The 14,624-nt window shown below is 36.6% G+C and carries 17 protein-coding genes; 12 read left to right on the top strand and 5 right to left on the bottom strand.

Going from position 1 to position 14,624, the window contains the following annotated elements; all coding sequences use genetic code 11:
* Positions 1–149 precede the first annotated feature (149 nt).
* From FHY47_RS05720 to FHY47_RS05700, 5 genes are all read left to right on the top strand, one after another.
* Positions 150–848, top strand: a complete 699-nt coding sequence (locus tag FHY47_RS05720; RefSeq protein WP_066107111.1) for a hypothetical protein — start codon at positions 150–152, stop codon at positions 846–848.
* Between the two features lie 225 nt (positions 849–1,073).
* Positions 1,074–1,394, top strand: a complete 321-nt coding sequence (locus FHY47_RS05715; protein WP_066107108.1) for a YodL domain-containing protein — start codon at positions 1,074–1,076, stop codon at positions 1,392–1,394.
* 102 nt (positions 1,395–1,496) lie between these two features.
* Complete coding sequence (gene deoD / locus FHY47_RS05710; protein WP_148629813.1) at positions 1,497–2,201, top strand: purine-nucleoside phosphorylase; 705 nt, start codon at positions 1,497–1,499, stop codon at positions 2,199–2,201.
* Positions 2,202–2,590: 389 nt separating this feature from the next.
* Positions 2,591–3,400, top strand: coding sequence for a M15 family metallopeptidase (locus FHY47_RS05705; RefSeq protein ID WP_148629812.1), 810 nt, complete (start codon positions 2,591–2,593; stop codon positions 3,398–3,400).
* Between the two features lie 63 nt (positions 3,401–3,463).
* On the top strand, positions 3,464–4,945 hold the full coding sequence (locus tag FHY47_RS05700; protein ID WP_262365971.1) for a S41 family peptidase: 1,482 nt from the start codon (positions 3,464–3,466) through the stop codon (positions 4,943–4,945).
* Positions 4,946–5,027: 82 nt separating this feature from the next.
* On the opposite strand, the gene FHY47_RS05695 is transcribed toward FHY47_RS05700, so the two are convergent.
* The gene (locus FHY47_RS05695; protein ID WP_066107097.1) at positions 5,028–5,276 is read right to left on the bottom strand and encodes a DNA alkylation repair protein; all 249 of its coding nucleotides are present in this window, start codon (positions 5,274–5,276) and stop codon (positions 5,028–5,030) included.
* Positions 5,277–5,503: 227 nt separating this feature from the next.
* Here FHY47_RS05695 and FHY47_RS05690 point away from each other — a divergent pair, with 227 nt between their 5' ends.
* Positions 5,504–5,863, top strand: coding sequence for a FixH family protein (locus FHY47_RS05690; RefSeq protein WP_139891809.1), 360 nt, complete (start codon positions 5,504–5,506; stop codon positions 5,861–5,863).
* An 861-nt stretch (positions 5,864–6,724) separates the two neighbouring features.
* Entirely contained in the window at positions 6,725–7,207 is a 483-nt protein-coding gene (locus FHY47_RS05685) for a DUF6385 domain-containing protein (RefSeq protein WP_066107089.1), read from the top strand.
* Positions 7,208–7,248: 41 nt separating this feature from the next.
* Here the strand turns inward: FHY47_RS05685 and FHY47_RS05680 are convergent, their stop codons facing one another.
* Positions 7,249–7,641 (bottom strand): CS domain-containing protein, encoded by a 393-nt coding sequence (locus tag FHY47_RS05680; protein WP_187393437.1) that lies wholly within the window; start codon positions 7,639–7,641, stop codon positions 7,249–7,251.
* Positions 7,642–7,872: 231 nt separating this feature from the next.
* On the opposite strand from FHY47_RS05680, the gene FHY47_RS05675 reads away from it, so the two are divergent.
* Positions 7,873–8,637 (top strand): SDR family oxidoreductase, encoded by a 765-nt coding sequence (locus FHY47_RS05675; protein ID WP_066107081.1) that lies wholly within the window; start codon positions 7,873–7,875, stop codon positions 8,635–8,637.
* Between the two features lie 109 nt (positions 8,638–8,746).
* Here FHY47_RS05675 and FHY47_RS05670 read toward each other — a convergent pair whose 3' ends face one another.
* Complete coding sequence (locus tag FHY47_RS05670; protein WP_066107078.1) at positions 8,747–10,111, bottom strand: MATE family efflux transporter; 1,365 nt, start codon at positions 10,109–10,111, stop codon at positions 8,747–8,749.
* 181 nt (positions 10,112–10,292) lie between these two features.
* Between FHY47_RS05670 and FHY47_RS05665 the strand changes: the two genes are divergently transcribed.
* Positions 10,293–10,442 carry a YflJ family protein gene (locus FHY47_RS05665; protein ID WP_077248137.1) on the top strand — a complete coding sequence of 50 codons (150 nt, stop codon included), beginning with the start codon at positions 10,293–10,295 and terminating at the stop codon, positions 10,440–10,442.
* Between the two features lie 63 nt (positions 10,443–10,505).
* On the opposite strand, the gene FHY47_RS05660 is transcribed toward FHY47_RS05665, so the two are convergent.
* A complete protein-coding gene (locus FHY47_RS05660; protein WP_066107075.1) occupies positions 10,506–11,063 on the bottom strand; it encodes a GNAT family N-acetyltransferase in 558 nt (185 codons plus the stop codon).
* Between the two features lie 278 nt (positions 11,064–11,341).
* On the bottom strand, positions 11,342–12,142 hold the full coding sequence (locus FHY47_RS05655; protein ID WP_139891810.1) for an undecaprenyl-diphosphate phosphatase: 801 nt from the start codon (positions 12,140–12,142) through the stop codon (positions 11,342–11,344).
* Between the two features lie 143 nt (positions 12,143–12,285).
* Here FHY47_RS05655 and FHY47_RS05650 point away from each other — a divergent pair, with 143 nt between their 5' ends.
* The 3 genes from FHY47_RS05650 to dapF all read left to right on the top strand — a co-directional run bounded on the left by FHY47_RS05650 (position 12,286) and on the right by dapF (position 14,620).
* Entirely contained in the window at positions 12,286–12,609 is a 324-nt protein-coding gene (locus FHY47_RS05650; RefSeq protein WP_066107071.1) for a DUF4870 domain-containing protein, read from the top strand.
* 124 nt (positions 12,610–12,733) lie between these two features.
* On the top strand, positions 12,734–13,540 hold the full coding sequence (locus tag FHY47_RS05645; RefSeq protein ID WP_148629809.1) for a hypothetical protein: 807 nt from the start codon (positions 12,734–12,736) through the stop codon (positions 13,538–13,540).
* Between the two features lie 96 nt (positions 13,541–13,636).
* The gene (gene dapF / locus FHY47_RS05640) at positions 13,637–14,620 is read left to right on the top strand and encodes a diaminopimelate epimerase (RefSeq protein ID WP_139891813.1); all 984 of its coding nucleotides are present in this window, start codon (positions 13,637–13,639) and stop codon (positions 14,618–14,620) included.
* Positions 14,621–14,624 lie beyond the last annotated feature (4 nt).

The raw sequence follows: 14,624 nt of genomic DNA, 5'->3' as shown, positions 1-14,624 counted from the left end.
TAAATCTTTCCCCAATTTAATCCTTTTACTGAATCAAGTCTTGTTTTTTCGGGAAGATGGCTAAAAGAGTTTAAATAATAGGCTTCCCCTCAATTAAAGAGCTGCATATACTGATAAAAATTCTACCCGAACTGCGAGGGGTGGCAGCAATGGGCAAGCGTAATAAACCGAAGTTTGCAATTGGTAATTCAGTAGTCATACTTGTGAACGGAATCGTGGGTAAAGTGAAGTCTGTTCAGGAATTTAATCAAACCTATGTATATGAGGTCCAAGGTGCTGATGGAGTATTTACGGAATCATCCTTAATGCTTGTTGAGGATTTTGAAGGGCTTTTATTTGAAGCAGAACATGTAAATATTGATTACAAGTATTTTTTTGGAGATTTAGTGCAAGTGAAAGGGTATGGAAAGGAAATCTTTAAAGTCATTGGGTTTCGAACTGAAATTTGGAGATATAAAGAAGAATCGTGGGAAGATATTATTTATGAATTATCTAGAATTACAGACAATGAATGGCTAGAATGCAATGAGGATGATTTGATTTTTCTTGCAGATGCGAAAGATGCAGAACAATTTTTGAAGAAACATGCTCTTAATCAAAAATTGAAATCAAATCAGTATAAGAAACTAACAGAGCCCTCACCGCTCGCACATTTAAATAAAAATGGTAACCAGGAGTCTGATCATCAAGAGAAAATTAATCATCTTCTCGATATTTATAATGATTATCGAATTTTACGTGACATGTTTGGTGATGAAACCTATGGGAAAGTGATGAAAACTGCTATAAAAAAACTAGAAAAATTAGTGGCCGATCAAACAACAAGAGAGAAAAAAGAGCCTCACTAAACAAAAAACAGACTTCTCCTGGTCTGTTTTTTGATTCAACAAATATATGCAGATTGTAAATTGTTCTCTAACCACAGGGGTGTAAGCATTTAACAGCATACTTTATAAGAAAAGACTAGGCCAAAACTCATAAATTTAGGATTCGACAAAACTAGAAGTTTTTCATTGCAGGAATTTGTTATAGGAAGGGTAAATTTAAATAACAAACGTATTAGGAGGGAAATTATGCTTAAACAAAGAATTTTAAAGTGGTCGGCTTTGCGAAGAAGAGAATATGAAATCGCCATTTTTCAAACAGAACACCCTCGGGATAAGAAAGGATATAAACAGGTATATCAAGGCTACATAGATGGAGAAAGTCATACGGAAGTCATTAATAAATTGTTTAGAAAGTTTAATATAAGAGATTTAATACCTGAGAATTATAAGGGAAGAACCATATCAAGTGGTGATATCATTATGATCGGGGATAAGTACGAGAAAAAGAGTTATTACCAGCTTCAATCTGGCGGTTGGGCTGTAGTGAACCGAATTCACGTTTGTTAAAATCTGAATTATCGGTAACTTTATCTTTTTAAAAAGCCTATGGTATAGTTATAGTTGAATATAGACATTTTTGTCTTTACATAAAGGAGGAAATATTCAAACATGAGTATACATATAGGCGCTAAAGAAAACGAAATCGCAGAAGCTGTGCTATTGCCGGGAGATCCATTGAGAGCAAAATATATAGCTGAAACATTTTTGGAAAATCCTGTTTGTTATAATGAAGTTAGAAACATGTTTGGTTATACTGGGACTTATAAAGGGAAAAAAGTGTCTGTTCAAGGGACAGGTATGGGAATTCCATCCATCTCTATTTATGTAAATGAATTGATGCAAAGCTATGGTGTACAAAAATTAATTCGTGTAGGAACATGCGGTGCGATTCAAAAAGATGTAAAAGTGAGAGATGTTATTTTAGCCATGACATCATCAACTGATTCCAATATGAATAAATTACTTTTTGATGGAATCGACTTTGCCCCTACAGCTGATTTTGGCTTATTAAAAAAGGCATATGACACAGGTGTGGAAAAAGGCCTTAATTTAAAAGTTGGTAATGTATTTACTGCAGATCAATTTTACAATGATAAAGCAGACCATGAAAAATGGGCACAATATGGCATCCTAGCCATTGAGATGGAAACCACTGCGTTATACACTTTAGCTGCTAAATATGGCAGACAAGCATTATCCATTCTTACTGTCAGTGACCATATCCTTACAGGTGAAGAAACGACAGCTGAAGAGAGACAAACGACATTTAATGACATGATCGAAGTTGCTTTAAATACTGCTATTGAATCTTAATATTATAAAAACAAGAAAGCTCTGGTGAAAACCAGAGCTTTTTTTTATAATTGTACTATTGATGTATTATTTGAATTTTTGTATTGGATTATCAACTTAGATTTTTTAAAAAAACCGAGCAGGTTTGGAACATTTCAGCTATACTTGAAAAGGATTGGCGGAAAAATCAATATATCACTATTTAAAGCAAATGTATTCGAGTGACCAAATAGTACACTCCTTGATGACTAACAACCTGTTTGAATCTTCAGAAACTTAGTATATTACAAACAAAACTTAAAAACATATCAATTTAAAAAGTTACTAAAATAATAAATAACATAGGCTGATTTAATGGGTTTTTTTGAAACAATAAACAGCTAGAGAGAGAGAATTGTGAGGGACGAGAAATGAGAAAGATACTTCTTGGGATGATGATGGCAACGGCTTTATTACTCACAGCATGTAATGATTTATCCATTGACACAGATCAATCGAAAAAAGAAGAGAATGAGAACCATACGCAGCAAACGATTGGAAATGAACAAGGGAATCAAGGGTCGGAAGAGGATGATAATAGTGTGAATCTGGCTGCTGAATTCTTAAATGATATTAAGGTTGAGGATGGAGTGAACTATATCCAAAATCCTGATAATATTCTTGTGTTGGTTAATAAAGAAAATAGTCTGCCGATTGGTTACCGAGCAGATGATTTGGTGAAACCCAATGTTACTTTTTCGTTTATAGGAGAGCATGAAAAACAGCTGATGAGAAAGGAAGCTGCAGAGGCGCTTGAGAAGATGTTTACTGCAGCCAATGAAGAGGGAGTACAATTAGCAGCCGTGTCAGGTTTTCGTTCCTATGAAAGACAGGTACAGCTATATAATGCGGAAATTGAAGCATCCGGTATAGAGTATGCCCAACAATCGGTAGCGGAGCCTGGTAAGAGTGAGCATCAAACAGGTCTAACAATGGATGTATCGAGTGCAGAGAATAATTATCAGCTTAATGAAGATTTTGGCTCTACAACTGCCGGACAATGGCTTGCCCAAAATTCTGCAGAATATGGATTCATCATCCGCTATCCAAAGGGTGACGAGAAAACAACAGGGTATATGTATGAGCCCTGGCATATTAGATATGTGGGAAAAGCCTATGCCACTGATATTAAAAAACGCGGCTTGACCTTGGAGGAATACATCCAGCTGGCAACAGAGTAGGATATCATTTGGAGTTCTGATATAATATAGTTAATTTTAAGGCAGTATAGTTCAGTGAAAGTGGTGAACCAGTTGGATTCAGAACAAGATCAAGAACAAGCAAACAAGCCGAAGGGCTATATTAAAGTTAGATGGATTTATCTTATTTTAGGATCAGCTTTACTCATTATCCTTAGTGTTTTTGCAACAAGGTACATAATGGATAACACACAACAATCAACATCAGGAATCAAGATTCCGCTTAGCGGATCTAAAAACGATATGGAGAAAATCAAAAGTGCTATGGATACCTTGGAAAATAGTTATTTCCAAGAAGTGGACCGCGATAAATTAATTGATGGTGCCATTAATGGAATGGTAGAATCACTTGATGATCCATATTCGGACTTTATGACACAAGAAGAAGCCGCCAGCTTTCATGAAAGCATTTCCTCTTCTTTTGAGGGAATTGGGGCAGAAATAATGTCAGAAAATGAACAAATTGTAATTGTTTCACCGATAAAAGGTGCACCTGCTGAGAAAGCCGGATTAAAAGCGGGTGATATTATTTTAAAAGTAAATGATAAAAGCCTGCAAGGGATGTCGTCCAGCGATGCCGTGCTCTTAATCCGTGGGAAAAAAGGGACGGAGGTTAATTTAGTAATCCAGCGTCCCGGTGCAAGTAAGACAATGAACGTTAAAATAATACGTGATACAATTCCTGTAAATACAGTTTATAAAGAGAACTTAACGGATGATATTGCAAACATACAGATAACCAGCTTTTCTGAGAATACAGCTGAAGAGCTTGAAAAAGTATTACGTGAAGTGGAAGAGCAAGGTATGAAGGGAATTGTGCTTGATTTAAGACAAAACCCGGGCGGATTGCTTGACCAAGCTGAAAAAATAGCGAATATGTTTGTTCCAGCCGGTGAAAATCTCGTACAGATTGAAGACCGCAGCGGGAATAAACAAGTAGCAAAAGCGACAGATACCGGTTATAAATTTAAATTGTCAACGGCTGTACTAATTGACGAAGGCAGTGCCAGTGCTTCTGAAATAGTGGCTGCAGCGTTAAATGAATCTGCTGATATTCCGATTATTGGTGTGAAGTCATATGGGAAGGGAACTGCTCAATCAGCAATGGACTTCACAGATGGATCCAATTTGAAGTTTACGTATGCAAAATGGCTGACACCGGATGGCAACTGGATTCATAAAAAAGGAATCAAGCCGGACATTACTGTCAAAATGCCTGATTATGCAAATTTATCGTTTATTGATCCTGAGGAAAAGCTAGAGCTTTCAAAAATGTCGCCAGAAGTTGAGAATGCTGAAAAAATGCTTAAAGCACTTGGATATAATCCAGGTAAAGCCGATGGATATTTTGATGAGAACACTGTAACAGCGGTTAAAAAGTTCCAAAAGGATCATGATTTAAAAGAAACAGGTATGATCCAGGGAGACACCACAAATAAATTAATGAATGAATTAAGAAATAAAATTACTGAAGAAGATCCACAGCTAGAAGCAGCTAAGAAAAAATTGGCTGAGGATATAAAATAAAAAAATCGCTTCTCCATTCCAGGAGAGGCGATTTTTTTGGTTAATGTTTCAGGAAAGAATATGAATGTGCTTTGAATCAACATTATTTAAACGAGCGTTCACCAAATGCAATAAATGTTTTTTCATCTTCAATTAAACCGCAGGCAGCGCACTGGATTCTTCTGACAGGTCCATTATAGGGTAAATGAAAGGCGTCTAATTCATCGTCTGCGTACATTTGAATAACAGTGCCTGATTGGGGATCAAGTTTCACGTAAATGGGAGTTTGTTCAATCACATTAAAACGTGACCGGTTTGTTTTACAGTTTGGACAACAATATGGATGGCTCACATGTCTAACCTCCTTTTAGTATAGGTTTTGTAACCTCATCCAGAAATATACAAGTAGGGAATAAAGAAAAAAATGAGAAAGAGAAAACCTGAATATTTGGTGAATTTTTCAACTAATTACTGGTCTCTAATTCCAGTTTTGGAGTATGATTAGAATTAGTGGATTGTGAATGATAAGGGGTTGGAATTAAGTTGTTTAAAAAGAATGTATTATTTTTGAGTCTATGTATGATCACAGTAATAATCCTGTTCGGATGTCAGGACAAAGAAGCGGATGAAGAAATGCCAGCTATCATTGATGTCCAGGTAAAACTTTCACCTGAGGCGGCCATAGTGAATGAAAATGTACTTTTTGAGGTGACCGTAACACAGGGGAATGATAAGGTGACGGATGCTGAATCTGTCGAATTTGAATTTGGCAAAAAGGATGGTTCGGATAAAGAGAAAATTGCCGTTAAGCATAAAAAGGATGGTATATACAGTCTTGAAAAGTCATTCTTTCAGGAAGGGGACTATTATATGATTCCTCATGTGACAGCAAGAGGAATGCATGCAATGCCAAAGAAAGAATTTACTGTTGTTAATTAACGATTAATGGATGATCTCAGGATGATTACTCTTTCGTAACCATGATTGCTAATTGTTTGAAATAGAGGAGCAGCTTCTTTGCTGTCTCCTTTTTCTGTTTACGTACCATAATCTTCTTTTATTACTGATTATTGATGCTGACTCTATTATTAGGAGGTGTTTTTAAATGTTTAACTTCCCAAAACTAACAATGATTAGATTCACTAAACTGTTAATTCATTCCGTTATTCTTATTATCACCCTTACTTTTTTAGCTTTATTAAGTGCAGACATAATTGCGTGGGTTATCGGAAGACCTATTGAAAATAGCACAGGTTACGTAACTTTAATTACGATAATTTGGGTTTTCTTTGCTTTACAAAGCGAAAAATATAAGAAACATTCTGTGTGAATCATTTTAATTATTAAAAATAGAATCGTATAAATAGAAGAAATCTGCGAATATCTTAGGGTAGAAATTTTCAAATGTATGTTTGTGTGATTGTTCCTTTATCTTGCCTTATTCGGCTAAACGGACAGTCATCGGAGCATTAATATCAGAAATAGAAATATGGTTAACGAGACATTTACTCCAAGTAGGATCAATGCCCCATTATATGTTGTACTCCTTATAATACAAACTGGTCAGGTAAGCACAATAAGCATGTTTAGAACAGTTACAGTCTAAATGAAGATGTTCTCCTCCAGGAGAGTGATAATATTGTATAAAAAATGAGTAACATAAATTTTAAATATTCTATTGGTCAAAAAGTTATAGAAGTAGACACTGATAAGAATTCATTTATGCCTTCTTTTCCGAAAGATTGATGCATACACATATAGTTAATTACGTTATGCATCGATAGAAAGGAAGGGTCTATCTTGACAATTCAGGAGAATGATAAAAAGGTAATTGAACCATCTCAGGTGTACAAATTACATAGGGAAGAAAAACAATATACCGCTGAAACGCATAATCAAACAGAATTCAGGATAAAAGAGATTGCAGGATTGGATGTTGGAGAGTTTAATAATAATGCGCATATAAAAAGGGAAAATCATGAATTTGTTAATATAAAAAAAGAGTTGTTTTTTAAATCAAACGGCAATGCACATATCATTTTTGATGTCCACAAATTCAGGTATTTTACGGTTGCAACTGCAAATCCAAATGATAAAGGAATCCATGTTTCCTTATCAGTAAGCCCTGATAACACGATTTATGCCTCTTTGATTGAAAAGCGATTGGTTAACCAGGGTAAATTAGAAATATTGGATTGCCCTAACAGGCTTAAATATATGAAGGTGGAATTCAATGGGAAACCGGGAGATAAAGTTCTTGTATTTTTACAGGGAGAAAAATAAAGGATAGTAAAAAACTGGCCCTGTCATCCAAGCCAGTTTTTTTACCATTCAGGAATAGAAATTTCTGAATAGTTTGATTCATTTACCTTAAAGAGAATGATTTCCAGGATTTCATCCCGATATGAAGATTTCGCTCCCTTTTTTTTTACCGGAGCAGGTAGATGAAAAGAGTGTTTCTCCTCTGGATCCGGGGGTAATCCGGATAGGAGAAGCTTTGTAGAAGTATGGTATACCTTAACGTTAGGTAAATGATCCTCTTTTATTGGGATTCTAATGAAAAGATAATCATGTGTTTCCAGAATATCTACGGAATGTTTTGAATGGACCACCGTTTGCTCATCTGGTTCTGGACTTGATTTAAATTGTTGGTTGATCATTCCTCCTAATTGATCAGGTGATAGCATGGAGAATAATTGTTCCATCTGCTTTTCCATACCTGGCTGATTAAGGAACTTCATCCAATCTGGCATTTGGTTTTGATTTTTGGGAAAAAGGTTCCACGGAAACAATTGATCACCTCGACTTTCAAGAGACATATTAGGTTAACTTACTATATGCGATAAGGGTAATTGTCGTTAATGCAGAAGTCAGCTTTTGATTAACGGAAATGTCATCTTTCAATGTATAATACAGATAGTAAATACTGCCTGTAGGGGGAGAAGAAGTTGACTCGGAAAACGGCTTTAATTACTGGTTCAGCAAGAGGACTGGGCAGAGCTACAGCAAGGCAATTAGCTATGGATGGGATAAATGTCATTACGACCTATCGTACTAATCAAAACAGTGCCATCCAAGATATGCAGGAATTAGCTCAAAACTACAACGTGCAAGCTTATGCTTTGCCATATGATGTAACAGTTCAAGATCATCATCGCAAACTAATTCATCAATGCTATGAATTATGTGGTGGAATTGATATTCTGATACATAATGCTGGTCCATATATACAGGAACGTAAACCAATGATGGAATATATGGAAGAAGAATGGGAATATCTTATTAATGGGAATTTATCGAGTATGTTTTACTTAGCCAGATTGGTTATTCCCTATATGCGAGTGAATAAATGGGGAAGAATTATTACCATGGGGTTTGATCAGTCAGACCACGCTCCGGGCTGGAAATACCGTTCTGCTTTTGCTGCTTCCAAAACGGGATTAACCTCCTTGACAAAAACGCTGGCTTTGGAAGAGGCGGAGTATGGAATCACAGCCAATATGGTTTGTCCAGGGGATATTGTGGATCCTTGGAAGGAAAGCTTTCGTGTAGAAGAAGGTATAGTATCAGAAAATGTTCCAGTTGGAAGGCCTGGAACTGGCGGTGATATCGCACGTGTCATTTCGTTTCTATGTGCGGAAGAAGCTGACTTTATTACAGGAACGGTTATTCCAGTAACAGGTGGGCAGGATGTTTTATCAAAAACCAGATAAGCAGCTTGGCCTTGAAAATTTAGTATGTGTAACTTTGTCTGAAAAATCATCGTAATAGATAGTAAATAAAAAAGTTCGCTTGGTTTATTCAAGCGAACTTTTTGTATGGTTAGCTATTTGAAGTGTGCACAAATTTTCTTTTTTGAACGTATAACAATCTCAATGTTAAACCAGTTGCCCCAACAGCTAGGCCGGAGATTAATCCAATCCAATAACCAAATGCTCCAAGGTCGGTATAATTAGCAAGGAATATGCCAAGTGGAAGCCCTATAATCCAATAGGATAACAGGGACATAAAGAACGTGATATTCACATCCTTATAGCCTCTCAAAGCACCCTGGATTGGTGCCTGAAGAGCATCGGAAAGCTGGAAGAAGATGGCGTAAATTAAGAACTGAGCTGTTAATGAAGCTACCACAGGATCTTTAGTGTATAGAAGAGCAATATAATCTCTGAAAATAAATAAGAAGATAGCACTAATGCCTGCAAAACCAATCGCACAAAAAACACCAAGTATTGAATATTCTTTAGCTGCTTTATAGTTCTTGGCACCTGCCTCATGGCCGACAATGATGGTCAATGCCATCGCAAAGCTAAGTGGTACCATATACAAGAAGGATGAGAAGTTCATGGCAGCCTGATGTGATGCAATCGTAATCGTATCATATGAGCTCATAGCCAGCGTAACTGCTGCAAAGATACTGGTTTCAAAAAAGATGGACATACCTATTGGGAATCCAATTTTCATTAATTCAACCCATTCCTTAAAAACGGGCAATGGCCATGATTTTAAAATGCCAAAACCGGAGAAAGGCTGTAATCTAATGATAATCACTGCTGCAACCAGAGTGATAACCCAATAAGTAATTGATGCAGCGATTCCTGCACCAATACCGCCAAATGCCGGAACACCTAACTTTCCATAGATAAACATATAGTTAAGTACCACATTGACTGGGATCGCAATAAGGGTGATTAGCATGGAGACGGTAGTTTTCCCTAGTGCGTCAATAAATGAACGAAGTACATTGTAAATCATAATTGGTAAGATTCCGAATGCCAAAGCAACTAAATAACCATAGGCTATTTGATAAACATCCGGCTCAAGATTCATGCCTGTTAATATCGGTTTAAGCACTAAAGCACCAGCGCCAATTAGAATGATGGACATTGCGACAGCTACATAAATCGCCTGCATAACAGAAAAGCGAATTTTATCCGCTTTTTCTTTAGCCCCAATTAAGTGGGCGACGATTGGTGTTACTCCCAGTAAAATGCCGGCAAGTCCATTATAGAAAGGACTCCATATAGACGTGCCTATGGCTACTCCAGCTAGGTCTTCAGGACTTGCTTGCCCGGACATAAACGTATCAAAAAAGCTGATAGCGAACAGTCCCAGCTGTGTAATTAATATCGGGAGGAATACCGAAATTATTCTTGAAAAGTTACTCTTTGTAAAAATAGATAAATTCATATCCATGCCCCCCGTATAAAGTAAGTATGACAATAAAAAATTATACCACAAAATAATTCTGCTTTTTAAACTTTAATTTTTACTTAAATTGGCTGGATTATGTTTATTCAGTTATGTGTCATATTAGTTAAAATCACTCATATATTGTATAACGAATAAAACAGAGTGGAGTGAGGAGAGAATGGCATACATAGGTTCGAAGGGTTGGTATGTGGCCAAGCTAAAAGAAAATGGTATAAGAAGGCATCCTGTTGAACGGAGAAAGCTGGAGTTGTACAAAACATATATCTTGAGAAAATTATACGAACAGCAAAAGATAACAAAAGAATAAGGCCGCTATTACGAAAAAAGGTGTATGCACAGTCTATTAGGCAGACTATGCATAACACCTTTTTTAAGCTTCTTTTATATCAAATACAGACACCTCTGCTGGTTGTCGCATTTGTGATAAAGTGAAGTGGTCCTTTGTTATCTCGAATAAATCAAATGAATACTCCCCTGAGTTGATTTCTTCATATAAGGTTTTTCGACTTTCGTTTGCAAGCATAGTATAGGGCATCTTTTGAGCTGCTTTAAAAGAACGAATATTTTCTTTCTTTATTCTCAGAAAGACCGTTTCAATCTCAAGCTCAAAAAACAATTCTTCAAAGAAATGCTGTTTAGCCAATTGGTTATATCCTTTTCCATGATAGGGTTTCCCTAACCAAGTACCTAAAAAGCCAGCCTGATTGGATACATCATAAAGCGTTATCGTGCCAATTGGATTTCCCCACTCATCGAGAATGGTACGTGAAATCAGTTCGCCACGCTCCTCAGCTTCAATCATTTGTTTAGTAAGAAAGAGATATTCTTCATATTGATGCGTTTTATGGCGCACAAAAGGGAAGACATCGGGGTGAATCATTAAATCAAACAATACAGGACAATCAGATAATTCACGTTTTTTCAACATACAGATCCCTCCGTATGAGGGCAGCCGCTAACTGCGATTTCCCCTCGAAATTTTTTAATGTAATATCAAAAAATTTCGGGGTGGGAATCGAACCCACTAGGACCATTACTGGTGGCGCACCATTTGCCTTCCCTAATTTTCGCTTATACAATTTTCAAAAATAAACTATTTCTGAAAGTATCATACAAGATTTTTTAGTAAAATGAAATAGTTTTTTTTCGTCATTTTTTGTACATTTTTTTAACGGAATTTAATGCCTATTTATCGTAAAAATAAAGTTAGAATATATTTAGGTGCTGAAGTATTAATATGACAGCTCCCAATAGAATGACATAGATAGCAAAAGGCTTTAAGGAATGATTTTTAATATATTTAATCATCCAGGAAACAGCAAGATAACCAAATATAGCAGAAAAAATTGTACCGAGAAATAAACCTTGGAATGAAATTGCTTCGACGGGTCCTGTCAATAAATCTCTACTCTTAAATAATATTCCTCCGAATATTACCGGTATGGAGAGAAGGAAGGAAAAGTAAGCAGCGGTTTCACGGTTAAGCCCGCTGAAGAGTCCAGCTGCCATCGTAAAACCGGATCGAGAGATGGCTGGGAAAATGGCGGCCGCCTGGAAAGTTCCAATAAATAACGCTTGTTTATAAGTAATGCTCTCTAAATTTTTATTTTGTTTGGGCATAATATCTGCATACCATAAAACAATTCCAGTTATAAGGAATTCCCAACCAATTGTAACCCCGGATTTAGAAATGCCTTCAAAATAATCATTGAATAGTACACCTGCTAATACTGCAGGGATTGTCCCGATTATCAAAAGGAATGTCATTTTTGAAAATGGTTTTTTAAGAAGTTTTATAATTTCATGCCCATAAAAGATCAGCAATGCAATAAGTGTCCCTGTATGAAGCAGGGTATCCAGTAATAATCCTGCTTCATCAAGACCGAATAAATGTCTCCCTAAATATAAATGACCCGTACTGGAGATAGGGAGAAATTCAGTAAGACCCTGGATGATCCCCAGTACTATTGCTTTCCATTCTTCAAACAAATTAGCCAGCCTCCTCATGCAGGTTACAAAACCAAATTTTTATACTTGTCTATAGTTTCTGTATAGAGTGTATGAAGAACTAAAAGAAATCATGAAAGCTTTGAAACCTAAATGTTGAATGAATCGCATAAATTTATATAAAGATACGGGAGGTTTTAATGATGCAAAATACAAATGATAAATTATGGGCAGTAGCCATCTATGTCAGCAGTTTTTTCTTAGTGCTGGTTGGGCCACTCGTTATATGGTTAATTAAAAAGAATGATTCAGATTTTATCGATTACCATGGTAAGGAATATTTAAACTTTTTAATCAGCTATACGATTTACACCTTTATAGCATTTATATTGGCGTTCATCGGTATTGGTTTTATCCTTGCTTGGCTGATTGGAATATATGTGTTGATATTTACAATAGTGGCTGCTGTAAAGGCATATTCTGGAGAATATTATCAAATCCCATTAACACTTCGAATATTGAAATAGCAATAGCTAAAGACCTTGGCATTATTTCTGCCGGGTCTTTTTTAAATCCGTTACTATTTTGGACATGTCCAGCATAGAATGTATGGATGGTTATCAGGTTTAAAAAATTGGCGGTGAAAAATCCTTGACTACTAAGCATTATTACCAAAAAATTCATAGCATATATACAGCAGAATTAGTTGCATACTTTGTAGTCGGTCTTCTCTGTTTTTTGTTTGCCTGGTTGAATGGATTCGATATCATATTAGCTGCGTGTGTTACCTGTCCTTTTATAGTGCTGGTTCTTTTTTCTATCAATCGTAATTTCAGACTGAAAAGCAGAATGAAGAAACTTCCGGAAGCGAAAGTGGCTGATGAGGAAGGCTCACCGCTGACGAACAGCCAATATTTCCTTGGATTTTTACCAGCCCCGACCCTTCATATGGCTATTTTCTCACCAGAAGGTAATCTGGTTGGATCTCTTAAAGATAAACGGGAAAATATTTGGATGTGGATTATTCCAGCTTCATTGCTTATTTTTTTACCGAGAAGATATATCTTATCTGACAGCAACGGCCATGTATTATGTGAGTATCGAAGCCGTTTTGGGTTAAATGGGGATATTGAAATTTTAACGTCTGAGCAAGAACAATTAGGCAGGTATAAGCAATCTAAACAACTGGGAAAAAAAAGTACAAGCAATGTGGCAAACCCATATGGAATCCGGCAATATGGCGGTGAAATCCTTCATGGATCTGAATTCATTGTTGAACAAACATATGATAAGCGGAAAATTGTACATTATTCTTGCGGATGGATGCCGGCATACTACAGTAAACATTTTCTTGATCCCAATACACCTCTCCTGACATTTACGGAAGGAGCAACAGAGGATGAAAAGAGAATAGGCTATTGCTTTTGCCTTGATTACCTTCAGCAGCAAAACCACTGACCACTCCTATAAACGTCGCTAAACTTTAGCTTGTTGCACAATATGTTTTATAATGGTGAAATAGTGAAGAGAATGTTGTTTGAAGGGAGCAGGAGAATGGATATAAAGATAATTAAAGTACATGGTTCTAACAATGATTTTTATTTAATCGATGAAATGGATACCAAGCTGTCATTAACAGATGAAGAACGAAGCCAATTGGCTATAAATATGTGCAAGCGGACGGGCACAGAGGGAGCAGATGGAATTCTCTTTGTGTTAAACAGTGAGGCCTCAGATGCCAGAATGAGAGTCTTTAATGCAGATGGTTCAGAAGCATCCATGTGTGGGAATGGACTCCGTTGTGTAGGTCGGTATGTTCAAGAAAAATTGAAGAAAAATAACCTGCTGATAGAAACGATGAAAGCCACCCTGCAGGTTAAGAAAGAGCCGGACATGTATAAGGATATCCCTACATACCGCGTCGAAATATCTCCGGTTATCAAGGCAACGAGTGCATTGCCCATGAATACTGAAATGGACGAAATCATCAATCAAAAACTGCCGTTTATTGACGAGAATCTTACGTTCACAACCCTGTCAGTACCAAATCCACATCTGATCAGTCTTGTTGATAAAGAGGTAATCCATTCGGATAAACAAGAGAAAATAGCAACTATGCTGAATGGTGAGAATGACTGGTTTACAGATGGTGTGAATGTCAGCTTCGTGTCTCGTCTGGAGGAAGGATCCATTTTTGTTCGCACATTTGAACGAGGTGTTGGCTTTACGGATGCTTGCGGAACGGCAATGTCAGCTTCAAGCCTTGTTACGAAATGGATTGATGAGTTGGCTGATGAAGCAGTTCTGCACGTCTATAATCCAGGCGGAATGGTACTGTGCCAGGTCCATGATTTGCCAGATGAAACGTGGATTGATTTGATTGGCAATGCAACGTATGAGTATGAAACGGTTATTCAGTTAAATTTGGATACACTACATGTTAGCTTTGGAGAAAGGAAAGTCTATAAAGAAGAGGCAGATGCTTATTCAGCATTCCAACAACATGCTAAAGCATTTGTAGAATCTAAAATAGGCTGAGCTA

It is taken from the genome of Bacillus sp. E214 (genome assembly GCF_008087365.1).
Lineage (GTDB): Bacteria > Bacillota > Bacilli > Bacillales > Pradoshiaceae > Pradoshia.
The sequence above is the reverse complement of the archived record's forward strand: the minus strand, read 5'-3'. Positions and strand labels throughout refer to the sequence as shown.

Bases quoted from the DNA above. Each gene is read 5' to 3' on its own strand.
- FHY47_RS05720 (WP_066107111.1), top strand. From the start codon at position 150: ATGGGCAAGCGTAATAAACCGAAGTTTGCAATTGGTAATTCAGTAGTC.
- FHY47_RS05715 (WP_066107108.1), top strand. From the start codon at position 1,074: ATGCTTAAACAAAGAATTTTAAAGTGGTCGGCTTTGCGAAGAAGAGAA.
- deoD (WP_148629813.1), top strand. From the start codon at position 1,497: ATGAGTATACATATAGGCGCTAAAGAAAACGAAATCGCAGAAGCTGTG.
- FHY47_RS05705 (WP_148629812.1), top strand. From the start codon at position 2,591: ATGAGAAAGATACTTCTTGGGATGATGATGGCAACGGCTTTATTACTC.
- FHY47_RS05690 (WP_139891809.1), top strand. From the start codon at position 5,504: ATGATCACAGTAATAATCCTGTTCGGATGTCAGGACAAAGAAGCGGAT.
- FHY47_RS05680 (WP_187393437.1), bottom strand. From the start codon at position 7,641: ATGGAAAAGCAGATGGAACAATTATTCTCCATGCTATCACCTGATCAA.
- FHY47_RS05670 (WP_066107078.1), bottom strand. From the start codon at position 10,111: ATGAATTTATCTATTTTTACAAAGAGTAACTTTTCAAGAATAATTTCG.
- FHY47_RS05665 (WP_077248137.1), top strand. From the start codon at position 10,293: ATGGCATACATAGGTTCGAAGGGTTGGTATGTGGCCAAGCTAAAAGAA.
- FHY47_RS05660 (WP_066107075.1), bottom strand. From the start codon at position 11,063: ATGTTGAAAAAACGTGAATTATCTGATTGTCCTGTATTGTTTGATTTA.
- FHY47_RS05655 (WP_139891810.1), bottom strand. From the start codon at position 12,142: ATGAGGAGGCTGGCTAATTTGTTTGAAGAATGGAAAGCAATAGTACTG.
- FHY47_RS05650 (WP_066107071.1), top strand. From the start codon at position 12,286: ATGCAAAATACAAATGATAAATTATGGGCAGTAGCCATCTATGTCAGC.
- dapF (WP_139891813.1), top strand. From the start codon at position 13,637: ATGGATATAAAGATAATTAAAGTACATGGTTCTAACAATGATTTTTAT.